Annotated in this window: 13 protein-coding genes; 11 read left to right on the top strand and 2 right to left on the bottom strand. The window is 60.8% G+C overall.

The window, feature by feature from the left end; genetic code table 11:
* The first annotated feature begins 76 nt into the window (after positions 1-76).
* Together GTU76_RS03705 and GTU76_RS03700 are read left to right on the top strand one after the other, a co-directional pair.
* Positions 77-1,261 (top strand): DUF3142 domain-containing protein, encoded by a 1,185-nt coding sequence (locus tag GTU76_RS03705; RefSeq protein WP_180698093.1) that lies wholly within the window; start codon positions 77-79, stop codon positions 1,259-1,261.
* Positions 1,248-3,386 (top strand): hypothetical protein, encoded by a 2,139-nt coding sequence (locus tag GTU76_RS03700; protein ID WP_180698092.1) that lies wholly within the window; start codon positions 1,248-1,250, stop codon positions 3,384-3,386. The genes GTU76_RS03705 and GTU76_RS03700 overlap by 14 nt, the downstream gene beginning before the upstream one ends.
* On the opposite strand, the gene GTU76_RS03695 is transcribed toward GTU76_RS03700, so the two are convergent.
* Positions 3,383-4,012, bottom strand: coding sequence for a LysE family translocator (locus tag GTU76_RS03695; protein WP_180698091.1), 630 nt, complete (start codon positions 4,010-4,012; stop codon positions 3,383-3,385). The two genes, GTU76_RS03700 and GTU76_RS03695, sit on opposite strands and share 4 nt — an antisense overlap.
* Positions 4,013-4,155: 143 nt before the next feature.
* On the opposite strand from GTU76_RS03695, the gene GTU76_RS03690 reads away from it, so the two are divergent.
* A complete protein-coding gene (locus GTU76_RS03690) occupies positions 4,156-4,629 on the top strand; it encodes an Lrp/AsnC family transcriptional regulator (protein WP_016984041.1) in 474 nt (157 codons plus the stop codon).
* 129 nt (positions 4,630-4,758) lie between these two features.
* Here GTU76_RS03690 and lpdA read toward each other — a convergent pair whose 3' ends face one another.
* Positions 4,759-6,159: a dihydrolipoyl dehydrogenase gene (gene lpdA, locus GTU76_RS03685; RefSeq protein WP_180698090.1), complete on the bottom strand. Its 1,401-nt coding sequence runs from the start codon at positions 6,157-6,159 to the stop codon at positions 4,759-4,761.
* 211 nt (positions 6,160-6,370) lie between these two features.
* Between lpdA and hflK (GTU76_RS03680) the strand changes: the two genes are divergently transcribed.
* The 8 genes from hflK (GTU76_RS03680) (at position 6,371) to cfaB (ending at position 15,644) form a co-directional block, all read left to right on the top strand.
* The gene (gene hflK, locus GTU76_RS03680) at positions 6,371-8,332 is read left to right on the top strand and encodes a protease modulator HflK (RefSeq protein WP_180698089.1); all 1,962 of its coding nucleotides are present in this window, start codon (positions 6,371-6,373) and stop codon (positions 8,330-8,332) included.
* The gene (gene hflC / locus GTU76_RS03675; RefSeq protein ID WP_016984038.1) at positions 8,329-9,369 is read left to right on the top strand and encodes a protease modulator HflC; all 1,041 of its coding nucleotides are present in this window, start codon (positions 8,329-8,331) and stop codon (positions 9,367-9,369) included. Before hflK (GTU76_RS03680) ends, hflC begins: the two co-directional genes overlap by 4 nt.
* Positions 9,366-10,415 carry a protease modulator HflK gene (gene hflK / locus GTU76_RS03670; protein WP_175552729.1) on the top strand — a complete coding sequence of 350 codons (1,050 nt, stop codon included), beginning with the start codon at positions 9,366-9,368 and terminating at the stop codon, positions 10,413-10,415. Before hflC ends, hflK (GTU76_RS03670) begins: the two co-directional genes overlap by 4 nt.
* Complete coding sequence (locus GTU76_RS03665; RefSeq protein WP_175552728.1) at positions 10,412-12,319, top strand: cation-translocating P-type ATPase; 1,908 nt, start codon at positions 10,412-10,414, stop codon at positions 12,317-12,319. Before hflK (GTU76_RS03670) ends, GTU76_RS03665 begins: the two co-directional genes overlap by 4 nt.
* Before the next feature lie 111 nt (positions 12,320-12,430).
* A complete protein-coding gene (gene bufA2, locus GTU76_RS03660; RefSeq protein ID WP_180698088.1) occupies positions 12,431-12,682 on the top strand; it encodes a BufA2 family periplasmic bufferin-type metallophore in 252 nt (83 codons plus the stop codon).
* Positions 12,683-12,747: 65 nt separating this feature from the next.
* A complete protein-coding gene (gene bufB / locus GTU76_RS03655; protein WP_180698087.1) occupies positions 12,748-13,593 on the top strand; it encodes an MNIO family bufferin maturase in 846 nt (281 codons plus the stop codon).
* Positions 13,584-14,372 carry an HvfC/BufC N-terminal domain-containing protein gene (locus GTU76_RS03650; protein WP_175552726.1) on the top strand — a complete coding sequence of 263 codons (789 nt, stop codon included), beginning with the start codon at positions 13,584-13,586 and terminating at the stop codon, positions 14,370-14,372. Before bufB ends, GTU76_RS03650 begins: the two co-directional genes overlap by 10 nt.
* An 84-nt stretch (positions 14,373-14,456) precedes the next feature.
* Positions 14,457-15,644: a C17 cyclopropane fatty acid synthase CfaB gene (gene cfaB / locus GTU76_RS03645; RefSeq protein ID WP_175552725.1), complete on the top strand. Its 1,188-nt coding sequence runs from the start codon at positions 14,457-14,459 to the stop codon at positions 15,642-15,644.
* Positions 15,645-15,647 lie beyond the last annotated feature (3 nt).

Genomic DNA, 15,647 nt, shown 5'->3' with positions numbered 1-15,647 from the left:
CCTGCTCGCGAGCAGGCTCGCTCCCACAGAGATTTGTGTAACCTTGCAGCCTTGTGGTGTCAGGGGGTTGGAAGGTATGCGGTTTCTCGTCGGTCTGGTTGCATTGATTGCGCTTTCTGCTTGCAAGCAGCAAGACGCGCCACCCCTCGACCAACAACTCTACATCTGGCAACGCCAATGGACGCCGGCCCACGAGGCGGCGCTGCATGACAGTCGCCAGGATTTCTCGACGTTACGCGTCCTCGCACTGCAAGCCTTTCCCAATGCCGGTTGGAACCGGTCGCGGATCGATGCGCACTTATTGAAAGCCGATGGCCGTCCGTTGATTGCGGTGATTCGTCTCGACGGCCAGCTCAGGTCGCTGGATCAGGATCAGGTCACCGCGCAGATTCTGCTGACGCTTGCCGATTGGCAGGCGCAAGGTCTGACGCTGAGCGGTGTCGAGATCGATCATGACGCGGGTAATGCGCGTTTGCCGGCCTACGCTGAATTCCTCAAACACTTGCGCTCGGCATTGCCGGCGTCCCTGCCGCTGAGCATCACGGCACTGCCAGCCTGGCTCGACAGCGCGCAATTGCCCGCGCTTCTGCAAACCGTCGACAGCAGCGTGCTGCAAGTCCACGCCGTCAGCGATCCACGCCGGGGTTTGTTCGATCCTGATCAAGCTTTGACGTGGGCCAAAGCCTGGGCGCGCATCACTGAAAAACCGTTCTATCTGGCGCTGCCGGCCTACGGTGTCGCGCTGTTGCCCGATGACGGCGGGGCGCCGGTGGTGGAGAGCGAGGTGCAACTTGAACGGGGTGGTGAGCGCCGCGAGTTGCTGGCTGATCCGTTGCAACTGAGCCAACTCGGCAAGGCCTTGCGCGAAGCCCCGCCGGCGCATCTGGCCGGCCTGATCTGGTTTCGCCTGCCGCTGGCCAATGACCGCCGTGCCTGGAGCCTGACCACCCTGCGCGCGGTCGCCCGTGGCGATCAACTTGATAGTCAGCTCGATGTGGCGTTCAGTGAACACAACGGTCTCTACGACATCAAACTCGACAATCCCGGCAACCTCGACAGTGCCTGGCCAGCGCGGATCACGCTGAAGGCACAAAGCTGCGAAGGCGCCGATGCGCTCGCCGGTTACTCGTTGCAACAAAGCCCGGATCTGCTTACCTTCACCCGCCTGCGCGACGGCCGCTTGCCGGCGGGTGGACAACGCGCCATCGGTTGGGCGCGCTGCGCCAATATTGATCAAGGAGGTTCGCATGTTGACCCGTAACTGGCCCCGCCATCTGCTCTGCCTGAGCTTCTGCCTGCCGCTGGGTTCGGCGTTGGCCTGTGGGCCGGATTTCCCCATGCGCCTGCTCGACAATCGTGGGCAGACCCTCGCGGATCTGCCTGAGGGCAACTTCAACTTCGAACTCAGTCGCCTCGGCAAAGCCATCGCCGGGCTGAAGAACGTCACCGCTGCAACGCACAATCCGAACGACCTGTACGGCGATGAAAACGCGGCCACCGAGGCTCGGGAGAAAGCCGAGCAGGCTGGTTTGAGCGCCGAGCAGCAAGCCTTGGTCAAACTACTGCGCGGCCTGACCGATGCGCGTCAGGTCGAGGTGCAAGGCGCCAGTCTGCCGGCGGAAATCCGTTTGTACGTGGCCGGCGCGGTGGCGTTTGCCACGGGCGATCATCAACTCGCCGTCGCCTATTTCGACAAGCTGCTGGCGTTGCCGGCGGAGCAGCGTCCGTTGCGCAGTACCTGGGCTGCCTACTCGCTGGGCCGCACATGGTTTGCCATGAGCAGCGAGGGTGGGGATGCGATCGAAGCGCTGGAGCAATCGCTGGCTGCGTTCCGTCAGGCCCGGCAGATGAGCATCGACGGTTTCAGCGATCCGCTGGAGCTGGGCGTTGCCAGCCTCGGTGAAGAGGCGCGGGCATTGCGCGCGGCGGGCGACTGGAGCGGCGCCATCGAATTGTATGAAGCGCAGAACCTGCACGGCTCGGCCGTGGGTTACACCTCGCTCAAGCAATTGATGAATGAACTGGCGGAGTTGCCGGAGGCCGAACTGGCCGAGTTGCTGCAGCACAAAGCGGTGCAGCAACTGGTCACGGCCTCGCTGGTGAGCCGTCAAGGCTGGTCGTTTGGCGATGAGCCGCCGAACGAGAAAAAACTGGTGAAGCTGCTGCAGAACAGTACCCGCGGCAGTCTCGACAATGCTGATCGTCTGGCGGCGATGAGTTACCAACAGGGCGATTACGCTGGCGCCAAAGCGTTTCTTGAAAATGCCGGCGACGGCGGCTTGGCGTGGTGGCTACGGGCGAAACTGGCGTTGCGTGACGGCGATAAAAATGCCGCGGCCGCCGCCTATTCGAAAGCCGCGCAGGCCTTCCCGCAGAGCGAAGACTGGGGTTATCGGCGTACGCCGGACTGGGCGTTTGAAACTGTTCAGCCGAAGTGCCGGGTCGAGGGTGAAAGCGCGATTCTCGCGTTGCAACGTGGCGAGTATCTTCAGGCTTTCGTGCAGTTGTATCGCAGCAACAGTGTCTATTGGTTCGATGCCGCGAGCGTGGCCGAGCGCGTGCTGACGGTCGATGAGCTGAAAAAATACATCGACGATAACGTCCCGGCTCCGCCCGCGCTGACTCAACAGCAGCGCGATAACTACGTGCCGCTGCCGGTCGCCGCCAGCCTGCGCAATCTGCTTGGTCGGCGCTTGCTGCGTGAAGGGCATTACGCCGACGCGGTCGCTTACTTCGACAATCCCGACCTGCAAAACAAGGCTCGCCTCTACGGCGAACAACGGCTTAAGGCCGATGCTGCGTGGTGGCCGACCAAACGTGCGAGTGCGCTGTACAACGCGGCGTGGACGGCTCGCGAGTGGGGCATGGATATTCTCGGTTACGAGATGGCGCCTGACTACGCCACGTTCGGTGGCAACTACAGCCTGGAAAGTGTTGAGTTGAAAGTCGGTCCGCTGGTGAGCGAGGCCGAAGTGCAACGGCAGGTCGCCAGTGAAGCGAAGCCGGATCAGCGCTATCACTACCGTTTCGTCGCCACCGAACTGGCCGGGCGCGCCGCTGACAACCTGCCGCACACCAGTCAGGCGTTTGCCGCTGTGCTGTGCAACGCCGCTGGCTGGAACAGCAGCCTGGAAGATCAGAGCGCGCTGTATCAGCGCTACATCAAGGAAGGCCCGTTCGTACCGTGGGCGGTGGACTTCGGCAATCAGTGCCCGTACCCGGATTTCGAAAACGCCGACAAGCGTTACGTCACTCAGGTAACCGATGCTGTGCGCTCGTCGCTGCGGCCGTACAAGTGGCCGGTGCAGATCGGCGCGGTTGTGCTGATCGCGAGCGCTGCGTTGCTGTTCATCAGCCGTCGCCAGCGCAAGGTCCGCAAAGGCTAAGCCTGCTGGACGAACGTCAGGCGCACGGCGAAACCGATCAGCAGGCTGCCGAACAGCCATTGTTGTACGCGTTGGGCCGTTGGACTGTGTTGCAGCCAACGACCCAGCGCGGCGCCGGTCAGCGCGTAAGCGCTGTCGAACAGCAGGCCGACGCCGACCAGCAGCATGCCGAGCACGGCGAATTGACTCAGCACTGGTGCGCCGTCATTGACGATGAATTGCGGTAGCAACACCGAACAGAACAGCAGCGCTTTGGGGTTGAGCAGGTTGGTCAGCAAACCGCGGCGGATCGCTGCGCGCCATTGCCCATGCGCCTCACCAGCCTCACCCGCATTCAGGTTCGGCAGCAGGGTGCTGCGCAGGCATTGAATGCCGATCCACAGCAGATACGCCGCCCCCGCCAATCGCACCACCTCGAACGTCCACGGCGCCGCTTTGAACAGTGCCGCCAGCCCCAACGCCGCCAGGGCGACGTGACAACCACGGGCGACGCCCAGACCGACAGCGGTGGCCAGTGCCGCGCCGCGTCCCTGCCGAGCGCCGGTTTGCAGCAGCAGGATCATGTCCGGGCCGGGCAATAGAAAGACTACCGCCAGTGCCAGGAAAAACAGCCAGAGACTCGCCATGTTGCAGCCCTTTCGTTGTCGATTCGTGCGCCAAGTCTAGGGCCAAAGGCCGGGGCAGGTGCTTGCGTAGTCAGCTTTAAAAACACCTTTAATTGGCATAACCTGCTGGTTTTTCATGTCATGACTATCGGAATCTGCCAAACATGAAACTCGATGCCTTCGATCGCAAGATTCTCGCGGCCCTGCAACGTAACGGGCGGCTGAGCAATGTCGAGCTGGCGGATGAAATCGGCTTGTCAGCCTCGCCGTGCCTGCGCCGGGTACGGATGCTCGAAGAGGCTGGGGTGATTCGCGGTTATCAGGCCAATCTCGATCGCGATGAAGTCGGGCTGGGGCTGACGGTGTTTGTCGGGGTCAAGGTCGAGCGCCACAACGATGCACAGGCCGAGGCGTTTTATGCTGCGGTGACGGCGCTGCCGGAAGTGATTTCCGCGTTTCTGGTGTCGGGAGAGTCGGACTTTTTGCTGCAAGTGGTAGTGCCGGATCTGCGTGCGTATGACCGTTTTCTCAGCGGCTGCCTGCTGAAGCTGCCGGGGGTGAGTGACATTCGCAGCAACTTTGCGATTCATACGGTGAAGACGCCGGGGGCGTTGCCTCTCGGACATCTTCCGCTATAGACCGAGTCGCATCCTTCGCGAGCAAGCTCGCTCCCACAGTGACCGCGCTCTTTCAGGCGTATCACGGTCGAATGTGGGAGCGAGCTTGCTCGCGAAAGCGGCAGTCCGGTCAATAAAGATTTCAGAAGCCTACATCTGCGTCGCCATCCCCTCGACATTCATCGCCGCCTGGCGCAACGCTTCCGACCGGGTCGGATGAGGGTGACACGTCAACGCAATGTCTTCCGCCGACGCACTGAACTCCATCGCCACACAAAACTCGCCAATCATTTCACTCACGCTCGGGCCGACCAGGTGCACGCCGAGGACTTCATCGGTGCGCTCATCAGCGAGGACTTTGGCGAACCCCTCGGTCTCATGGTTGATCTTCGCCCGGCTGTTGGCTGTGAACGGAAACTTGCCGACCTTGTAGGCACGGCCTTCAGCCTTGAGCTGTTCTTCAGTCTTGCCGACGCTGGCCAGTTCCGGTCGGGTGTAGATCACGTTGGGGATCAGGTCGTAATTGACCTCGCCAGCCTTGCCATGGATCTGCTCGACGCAGGCCATCGCTTCGTCTTCAGCCTTGTGCGCGAGCATCGGCCCGGACGTGACGTCGCCGATCACCCAGACCCCGGCGGCTTCGGTGCGGTGCTGTTTGTTGGCGAGCATGCCGCGTTTGTCGGTACTCAGGCCGACGTTTTCCAGACCGAGGCCCTGGGTGTACGGGCGACGACCGATAGCGACCAGCACGTAATCGGCTTCAAGCAACTCGGCAGTGCCGCCAGCGGCCGGCTCAACGCTGAGTTGCACACCGCTTGCGGAAGACGTGGCGCTGGTGACTTTCGAACTCAACTTGAACGCGATGCCTTGTTTGCTCAGTGAGCGTTGCAGGGTTTTGCCGGCCTCGCCATCGACGCCCGGGCAGATGCGGTCGAGGTATTCGACCACGGTGACCTGCGCGCCGAGCCGCCGCCACACTGAGCCCAGCTCCAGGCCGATAACCCCGGCGCCGATCACCACCAGATGCTTGGGCACTTCACTGAGCGACAGTGCACCGGTCGAGTCGAGGATGCGTTTGTTGTCGATCTCGACGCCGGGCAGGGGAGTGGGCTCGGAACCGGTGGCGATGATGATGTCCTTCGCGGTCAGTTCGACTTTGCCGACCTGATCGTCGGTCACCGTGACCTTGCCCGGGCCGTCGATGTGGCCCCAGCCCTTGATCCAGTCGACCTTGTTCTTGCGAAAGAGAAACTCGATGCCTTTGGTCAGGCCGGCCACGCTCTCGTCTTTCTGCTTCATCATTTGCGCGAGGTTCAGGGTCGGTTTGACCTCTATACCGAGGTTGGCGAATTCCGCGCCCATCGCCGCGTCGTACAGCTCCGAGGCATGCAACAGGGCTTTGGACGGCATGCAACCGACGTTCAGGCAGGTGCCGCCGAGCGTCGCGCGACCTTCCACGCAAGCGGCCTTGAGGCCCAGCTGCCCCGCGCGGATCGCCGCGTTATAACCGCCGGGGCCGCCGCCCAGAATCACTACGTCATAGTTGCTCATGCGCTTGCTCCTGTTGGATGGATGCGGATCGCTAAAAGTAGTTCTGAATAAAAATTACGAACGTAATATGTGCGTTTCGAGGCTTTTCGGTCAAGGCTTCAGGCAAGCGACAGGTTGGGCGTCTTTGAATGGGCGCAATTGTGTACGAATATTTCACGCTTTTCGTTATATCGTAACGATATGCGGTGTGGGCTAATGAATTTGGGGTGATATGCAAGTTGATCTGGAAGTGGATGGCACGCACGTGACCGGACTGCCGCGCTTTCAGCAGGCGGCCGCGCAGGGCCGGCGTCTGCGCCGCTGGGCATTCAGTTTCGGCGCATTGGCCGGGGCAGGGTGGGTGCTGGCGTTTTTTGTCGGGCTGTTTGCCCCGCAGTCATTGTGGCTGCCGCTGCTGGTTAATTTGAGCGCGGCGCTGCTGGTGTTGGTCGCCGGGCTGCAATCAGCGTGGTGGGTGACGCAATGGCGCGCGCGGGTGATGAATCCTGTTGTGCTGGCGCCGAACGCCGATGAGGAGTTCTCTGCGCCTGGAGGTTGGTACGAACGGTTGCTGGATCGCCTCAGTCAGCGTGGTTTGCATATGCTTGGCCAGATCGGTGCAGCGACGCTGTGGTTAGGCGGCTGGGCGTTGTTGGTGGCGCTGAGTATCGAACAGGTGTGGAACCTCGCATTGCCCGCCGCAGCCGTTGGATTGTCCGCCACGGTGGGCGCGGCGTTGGCATTGCTGCTCGCGTTCGGCTTGTTGGTGCTGGAGCGACAACTGGCTCAGGAGAATCCCGCGCAATGGCCGGAAGCAGGTTCATTGGCGCAATTGACGCGCGTGTCGATCATCAGCCTGGTGCTCGGCGCGCTGTGTTTGTTGTTCGCTGGCGAGAATGTCATTTGGCCAGTTCGCGTTTCTGTACTGATGGGTATCTTGCCGGGATTGGTCGCGATCGAGTGGCTATTGCGCGCCGTTCTTTCAGTCTTCAGCCCTCGTCACGAACAGCTTGAGCCAACGTTGCTGGCGCGCAGTTTTGTCGCCGATATGCTGCGTTGGCCACCCCAGCCTTTACTCGCGTTGCAGCACGAATTGCACAACCGCTTTGGCATCGATCTGCGTCAGATCTGGGCGTTCAGTTACATGCGCCGAGCGTTTCTGCCGGTGCTGGCGCTCGTCGCAGCGGTCGGCTGGTTGCTCACCGGTATCCATGAAATCCCACTACAGGGTCGCGGCATTTATGAGCGTTTCGGCGAACCGGTGCAGGTGTTCGGCCCGGGATTGCACACAGGTTTGCCGTGGCCATTGGGCCGAGTATTAATCGTCGAAAACGGCGTGGTGCACGAATTGGCCACCAGCGTTGGCGAAACCCCGGCACTGCTGCAGGCCGATCCCGCCGAAGGCCCGGCGCCGATCACAGCCAACCGTTTGTGGGACGCCAGCCACGTCAACGACAAGTCGCAAGTCATTGCCAGCAGCCGTGGCGCTCAGCAGAGCTTTCAGATCGTCAACATGGACGTGCGGTTCGTCTATCGCATTGGCTTGACCGATCAGGCCGCGCTGGCCGCAACCTATAACAGCGCCGATGTGTCGACGCTGATTCGCAGCACGGCGAGCCGGATTCTGGTGCACGACTTTGCCTCGCGCACGCTCGACGGTTTACTCGGTGAAGACCGGGTCGGGTTGGGCGAGGAGATCGGTCGCGCGGTGCAAAGTGATCTGCAACAACTCAACAGTGGCGTGGAAATTCTCGCCACGGTGGTCGAAGCCATCCACCCGCCGGCCGGTGCCGCCAATGCCTATCACAGCGTGCAAGCCGCGCAGATCGGCGCGCAAGCGTTGATTTCCCGTGAGCGTGGCGCGGCGGCCGAGGCGAGCAATCAGGCGCAATTGCAGGCCAGCCTTGCTCGCGATCAGGCCAGCGCCAATGCCCGCGAAACCGGCGCCACCGCGCAGGCGGCGGATCTGAAATTCACGGCTGAGCAAAAAGCCTACGCCAGTGCCGGTCAGGCTTTCGTGCTCGAGCAATATCTCGGTCAGCTCGGCCAAGGCCTGAGCAAAGCCAAATTGCTGGTACTCGACCATCGTCTCGGTGGCAGCAGCAATGCGCCGACCATCGATCTGCGGACCTTCACGCTGCCGGCTGACCCGACGCCCGCGCGCATCACCGCTCAACCAGGAGTCGCCCATTGAGCCAGTCGCATACTCACGAACCGCATGATCACAGCGGCCACGATCATGGCCACGGCGGGCATCACCATCATCATGGGCATCATCACCACGGTGCGCCGGAGGAGGGTGGCCCTTTCCCGTGGCGACGCATGGGTTGGGCAGTGTTGCTGGTGGCGTTCGCCGTCGCAGCAGCGAGCCTGGTGCAGGTACGATCGGGCGAAGCCACGGTCATCACGCGTTTTGGTAACCCGTCGCGGGTGTTGCTTGATCCGGGTTTGAGTTGGCGCTGGCCGGCGCCATTCGAGGCGGCGATTCCGGTGGATTTGCGTTTGCGCACCACCTCCAGCGGCTTGCAGGATGTCGGCACTCGCGACGGTTTACGCATCATCGTGCAGGCCTACGTGGCGTGGCAGGTGCAGGGTGATCCAGACAATGTGCAGCGTTTCATGCGCGCGGTACAGAACCAGCCGGACGAAGCCGCGCGGCAGATCCGCACTTTCGTCGGCTCGGCGCTGGAAACCACGGCCAGCAGCTTCGATCTGGCCAATTTGGTCAACACCGATGCCAGTCAGGTGCACATCGCTGAATTCGAAGCGCAGCTGCGTCAGCAGATTGATCAGCAATTGCTCGCGACGTATGGCGTGCGTGTCGTACAAGTCGGTATCGAGCGTTTGACCTTGCCGTCGGTGACGCTCACCGCCACGGTCGATCGTATGCGTGCCGAGCGTGAAACAATCGCTACCGAGCGTACGGCTATCGGCAAACGTGAAGCTGCGCAAATCCGTTCCGCTGCCGAGCGCGATGCGCGAATTGTGCAGGCTGATGCGACGGTAAAAGCGGCTGAAATCGAAGCGCAGTCCCGCGTCGAAGCGGCGCAGATTTATGGCCGCGCCTACGCCAGTTCACCGCAGCTCTACAACTTGCTGCGCTCGCTGGACACCCTTGGCACCATTGTTACCCCGGACACCAAACTGATCTTGCGCACTGACGCGGCGCCATTCCGCGTGCTGGTCGACGGCCCGCCAACACTCGACAGCAAATCCGGATCGCAGCCATGAGTGAAGAAGTTCCACGTGGAACACATTCGCTAAACAGTCCGTGGATTGAGGCCGGTCGTTTGGCATTTCTCGCCCTGTATGCGGTGACAGTGTTGGCCGCATTGGCTTGGGCATTTTCCAATGTGCGGCAGATAGACCCGCAGAATCGTGCTGTGGTTTTGCACTTTGGTGCTCTGGATCGCGTGCAGAACGCGGGGCTGTTGTTGGCTTGGCCACAGCCGTTCGAACAGGTGGTTTTGTTGCCAGCTGCGGATCGGGTGATCGAGCGGCGGGTGGAAAACCTGTTGCGCAGCGATGAGGCACTCAAGGCTGATCGCATCGCTTCCTTTGCCACACCACTCAGCGATGCCCTGGCGGGGTCTGGTTATTTATTGACCGGTGATGCCGGCGTCGTGCAGCTGGATGTGCGGGTCTTCTACAAAGTCACCGACCCCTATGACTTCGTGTTGCAGGCCGATCATGTGCTGCCGGCGCTCGATCGATTGGTCACTCGCAGCGCGGTGGCGCTGACGGCCGCCAGGGATCTGGACACCATTCTGGTCGCTCGCCCGGAATTGATCGGTGCTGACAATCAGGCTGCCGAGCGTCGTGAAAGGCTCCGTGGTGACTTGGTGCAGGGCATCAACAAACGCTTGGCCGAGTTGAAGGCGAGCGGGCAGGGCATCGGGATTGAAGTGGCGCGGGTCGATGTGCAATCGAGTCTGCCCGATCCTGCGGTCAGTGCTTTCAATGCGGTTTTGACGGCCAGTCAGCAAGCCGACAAAGCAGTGGCCAATGCGCGCACCGACGCCGAGAAACTCACCCAGACCGCCAATGAACAAGCCGACCGCACGCTGCAAGTCGCTCACGCACAGGCCGGTGAGCGCTTGGCTAAAGCCTCTGCCGATACTGCCACGGTGTCGAGCCTGGCCAAGAGCACTGACCCGCAAATGCTCCTGCGCCTTTACCGCGAACGCATGCCGAAGATTCTCGGTCAGGCCGGATCAGTGACCACGGTCGATCCGAAAGACGATTCCCGCCTGATCATTCAGGGAGCCAGTAAATGACTGCGACGACCGCTGCACCGAGCCTGTTGTCCTCGGCCGAACAACGCCGCGCTGCTCGCCAGCTAACTTTGGCTATGCTTGCGTTGGGTCTCCTGGGTCTGGGTTTGATCTGGCGTTGGCTGGTCCCGGAGCAAACCGGGGTCAGCCAGTTGCTGTTGGGTGTTGCTTCTTTGTTGGTCGCTGTGCCGGTGATGCGTTCGGCGTGGTACAGCCTGCGTTATCCGAGCCTGCACGGAATCACCGATCAGCTGATTGCCTTGGCCATGCTCGGTGCGTGGGCGACTGGCGATCTGCTGACGGCGGCATTGCTGCCGATCATCATGATCTTCGGTCATGTCCTGGAGGAGCGCAGCGTCATCGGCTCGCAGGAGGCGATCCATGCTCTTGGCCAACTGACGCGCAGCCATGCGCGTAAGGTTCAGGCTGACGGCTCGATCATCGAAGTGGACAACGGCAGGTTGAAAGCAGGCGACACTGTTGAAGTGCGCGCCGGTGATCGTATTCCCGCCGATGGTCGAGTGTTGTCCGGTCAGGCCAGTCTCGATACCGCTTCAATTACCGGTGAATCGGTGCCGGTCGAGGCAGGTGCCGGCATGACGGTCTTCGGCGGTGCGATCAACCTCGACGGTTTGTTGCGCATCGAAGTTACCCGTACCGGCGATGAGTCGACCCTCGGCAAAGTCATCGCACTGATGCAGAACGCCGAGCGTTCGAAGCCACCGATCACCCGGTTGCTCGAACGTTACGCCGGCAGCTACATGGTGCTGGTGTTGTTGCTGGCAGCGGTGACCTGGTTTATCACCAACGATGCGCAGGCCATGCTCGCGGTGTTGGTGGCGGCGTGTCCGTGCGCGCTGGTGTTGTCCGCTCCGGCGACGGCGATTGCCGGTGTCGCGGTGGCTGCGCGTCACGGGATTTTGATTCGCAGTTCGGCGTTCCTCGAAGAACTGGCGGACCTGACATCGCTGGTCGTCGACAAGACCGGGACGCTGACCTACGGCACCTTGCGTTTGCAGTCGATCAACAGCCCGCAGGCAGAGTCGTCTGCGGTCATGGTGCTTGCCGCCAGTCTCGGCGCGGCGAGTAGTCATCCAGTCAGTCGAGCACTCGCAGGGTTGCTCAGTCAGGATCAATACCTAACGCTGAGTGATATTCACGAGCGCCAGGGGCTCGGTGTCGTTGCCATGACCGGGCAGGGCGAAGCGGCGCTCGGTCGGCCAGAATTGTTCGCGCAACTGGGCATTGCCACGACCAAGGTTCCCGATCATGACGGCCCCATCGCCGGTCTGGCGCTGAACGGTGAATTCCTCGCCTGGCTGTTGCTCGCTGATAGCGTCAAACCGGAAGCCCGATTTGCCCTCAGTGAGTTGCGTGAGCTGGGTCTTGGACGGCAACTGTTGCTCACGGGCGATCGACAAAGCGTGGCTGAGTCGCTGGCCAAAGAGGTCGGTTTGCATGAGGTCGAAGCTCAGGCCTTGCCCGAGGACAAACTCAATCGCGTGCTCAAGGAAATCGACAATGGTTTCCGGCCGATGGTGGTCGGTGACGGCATTAATGATTCTCTCGCGCTCAAGGCCGGTGTGGTCGGTGTGGCAATGGGCGCCGGTGGTGCAGACATAGCGCTGGCCTCGGCCGACATCGTCTTGATCGGCAGCGACCTGCGCCGACTCGGCACCTGCGTGCGCCTCAGCCGCCAGTGCCGCCGAACATTGCAGGTCAACGTCATCATCGGTCTGGGCTGGACGCTGGCCATCGTCGTGTTCGCTGCATTCGGCTGGCTGGGTGCCGCCGGGGCGATGATCGCCGCGCTGCTGCATAACCTCAGCACCTTGCTGGTATTGGGCAACGCCGGGCGGTTACTGCGCTTTCAAGAGCCGCTACTGAAGCTCAAGGAAGACCTCTGAAATTATTTTTCGATCCGCTGTAACGCCGTCGGGGCGGCTCTCTCTAGTGCTATGTCGGGACTGAACAAACCTTCCAGCCGACACCCCTGACGATGACCGAGGATAAGAAAAATGACGATCAAATCCGCTGCTGCTGGTGCCGCTCTCGCTTTGGCTGCCGCCACGATGTTTGCCGGTGTTGCCACCAACGCGATGGCTGCCGATGCCAACGTTCACTGCTACGGCGTGAACGCCTGCAAAGGCCAGAACGACTGCAAGACCAAAGACCACGCCTGCAAAGGCATGGGCTCCTGCAAAGGCCAGGGCTTCAAAGCCATGACCCAGTCGGCTTGCGATAAAGCCGGTGGCAAGGTCGGCGAATAACTGACCGGCAAGTGTTGCCGCAGTGGTTGGCGCCACTGCGGCCACTTTTTATCAGGAGTCCGCGCATGTCTGCTTCCATTCCTTTCCTGGGCTACGGCCTGGGTTTGCGTAGCGCTTATTACCAGCAGATCCTTGAGCAGTCGCCAGATGTCGACTGGTTCGAAGTGGTCTCGGAAAATTTCATGGTGCCGGGCGGCAAGGCCCTGCATTACCTCGATGCCATCGCCGAGCGTTATCCGTTGGTGATGCACGGTGTATCTCTGTCTATCGGCGGGCCGCATGCCCTCGATCCGGACTATCTCAACCAGCTCAAACAACTGACCGAACGAGTAAAACCGGCATGGATCTCCGACCATTTGTGCTGGAGTCGTGGCAATGCCCATCAGTTACATGACCTGCTGCCGCTGCCTTACACCGAAGAAAGCCTGGATTACATCGCCGCTCGGGTAATGCAGGTTCAGGATATTTTGCAGCGTCCGTTGGTGCTGGAGAACGTCTCCAGTTATGTACGCGGCGCCTCGGATGATTTCACTGAGTGGGAATTTCTCGCTTTGCTTAGCCGCGTGAGTGGCTGCGAATTGCTACTCGACGTCAACAATGTCTACGTCAGCTCACGTAATCACGGCTTCGATCCATGGACGTTCATCAGCAGCCTGCCCGTCGACAAAGTCCGCCAATTGCATCTGGCGGGGCACAGTGATTACGGCGATTACGTGATCGACACCCACGACCATCCGGTGAGCGACCCGGTCTGGGCGCTCTATCAACGCACGCTTGAACATTTCGGTCCGGTGGCCACATTGCTGGAGCGTGACGATCATTTTCCACCTTTCGATGAATTGCTCGATGAACTGCAAAAGGCCCGTCAGCTGGGTAACAAGGTTCTGGCCGGGAGGCAGCAATGCGCCTGAAAGAGTGGCAACTGGCATTCGAATCGTTTCTGCTCGAAGAAGACCCCGGCGCAAATCCGACTCTGGGCAGGAGCCTGATCGGTGGTCCGACACTGGATGTCGATACGGGCCTGGCGATCTATCACAACGCTTACAAAGCGCGGTTGCTGGAAGTCTTGCGCAATGACTTCCCCACGGTCCTGTACTGGATGGGCGATGAAGAATTCGACGCCCTCGGCATGGCGTACATCCGTCAGTATCCGTCAGCGCATTACAGCCTGCGCTGGCTGGGCAAAGGCTTTGAAGGTTTTGTTCGCGAGCATCTGGTGCCGGAGCAGAGTGCGCCGCTGGCTGAGCTGATTGCGCTCGAATGGGCATTCACCCTGGCTTTCGATGCACCTTTTGGTGAGCCGCTGACGATTGAAGCCATGGCCGCTCTTGTTCCGGAGGAATGGCCGGAGCTGCGGGTCAGACCGGTGTCGTCCTTGCAGTGGCTGGAATGCCGCTTCAATAGTCTTTCAGTGTGGCGCGCGGTAAAGGAAGAATCAGAGTTCCCCGACAGCATGGCGCTCGACATCCCACAGATCTGCCTGATCTGGCGCAACCAGCTGATCTGCAGTTACCGCAGCCTCGATCCGGCGCAAGCCTTTGCCCTCGATGGCATGCTCAACGAAGGCTGGAGTTTCGCCGAACTGTGCGCCGAGTTAGCAGTCAATTATGGTGAGGGCGCGCCACTTCAAGCCGTTACCTGGCTGAAACAGTGGATTCAGGAAGGTTTGCTGGAGCGTCTGCAACGATAGATCAGGCTAATCAAATCGATAGCCTGCTATTTTTCCGGGATGGTCTACCCTCAGATCAGACGTCTGAAACAAGGGGGATTTTCCATGCTCGCGCAACTTCCACCGGCCTTACAGAATCTGCAGCTTCCGCTTCGCCTGCGACTCTGGGACGGCCATGAGTTCAATCTGGGGCCGACGCCCAGCGTCACCATCGTGGTCAAGGACCCGCAGATGGTCACCCAGTTCACCCACCCAAGCCTTGATGCGCTCGGAGCGGCATTCGTTGAAGGCAAACTGGAACTGGAGGGCTCGATCAGCGAGGTCATCCGGGTCTGCGACGAATTGAGCAACGCTTTGCTCGGCGAAGATGACGACAGTCAGCCAGTGCGCACCCTGCACGACAAGGAAACCGACGCCAAAGCCATTTCCTACCACTACGACTTGTCCAACGCGTTCTACCAGCTCTGGCTGGACAGCGACATGGCGTATTCCTGCGCGTATTTCGAAACGGGCAGCGAAACCCTTGAGCAGGCGCAACAAGCCAAATTCCGCCACTTATGCCGCAAGCTGCGTTTGCAGCCAGGCGACTACCTGCTGGATGTCGGTTGCGGCTGGGGTGGACTGGCGCGGTATGCCGCGCGGGAATTCGGCGCCAAGGTGTTTGGTATCACGTTGAGCAAGGAACAGCTTGAACTGGCACGCGAACGGGTCAAGGCCGAAGGTCTGGAAGACCAGATCGAACTGCAACTGCTCGACTATCGAGATCTGCCCCAGGACGGGCGTTTCGACAAGGTGGTCAGCGTCGGCATGTTCGAACACGTTGGCCACGCCAATCTGCCCGAGTACTGCAAAACCCTGTTCGGCGCGGTGAAGGAGGGCGGTCTGGTGATGAATCACGGCATCACCGCCAAACACACCGATGGCCGACCGGTGGGACGCGGTGCCGGGGACTTTATCGAGAAGTACGTGTTTCCCAACGGTGAGTTGCCGCACCTGGCGATGATCTCGGCCGAGATCAGCGAAGCCGGTCTGGAGATTGTCGACGTAGAAAGTCTGCGCCTGCACTACGCGCGTACGCTGGATCACTGGAGCGAGCGGCTGGAGGACAATCTGGAAGCTGCCGGCAAACTGGTGCCGGATCAGGCGCTGCGCATCTGGCGTCTGTACCTGGCTGGCTGCGCTTATGCGTTTGCGCGCGGCTGGATCAATTTGCACCAGATCCTCGCGGTGAAGGCGCATCCGGATGGCAGCCATGAACTGCCATGGACCCGTGACGACATCTACAACCCTTGAGCC

Origin of the sequence: Pseudomonas crudilactis, assembly GCF_013433315.1 — a bacterium.
Lineage (GTDB): Bacteria > Pseudomonadota > Gammaproteobacteria > Pseudomonadales > Pseudomonadaceae > Aquipseudomonas > Aquipseudomonas crudilactis.
Note: the sequence above shows the minus strand (reverse complement) of the source record. Positions and strands in the feature narration are given on the sequence as shown.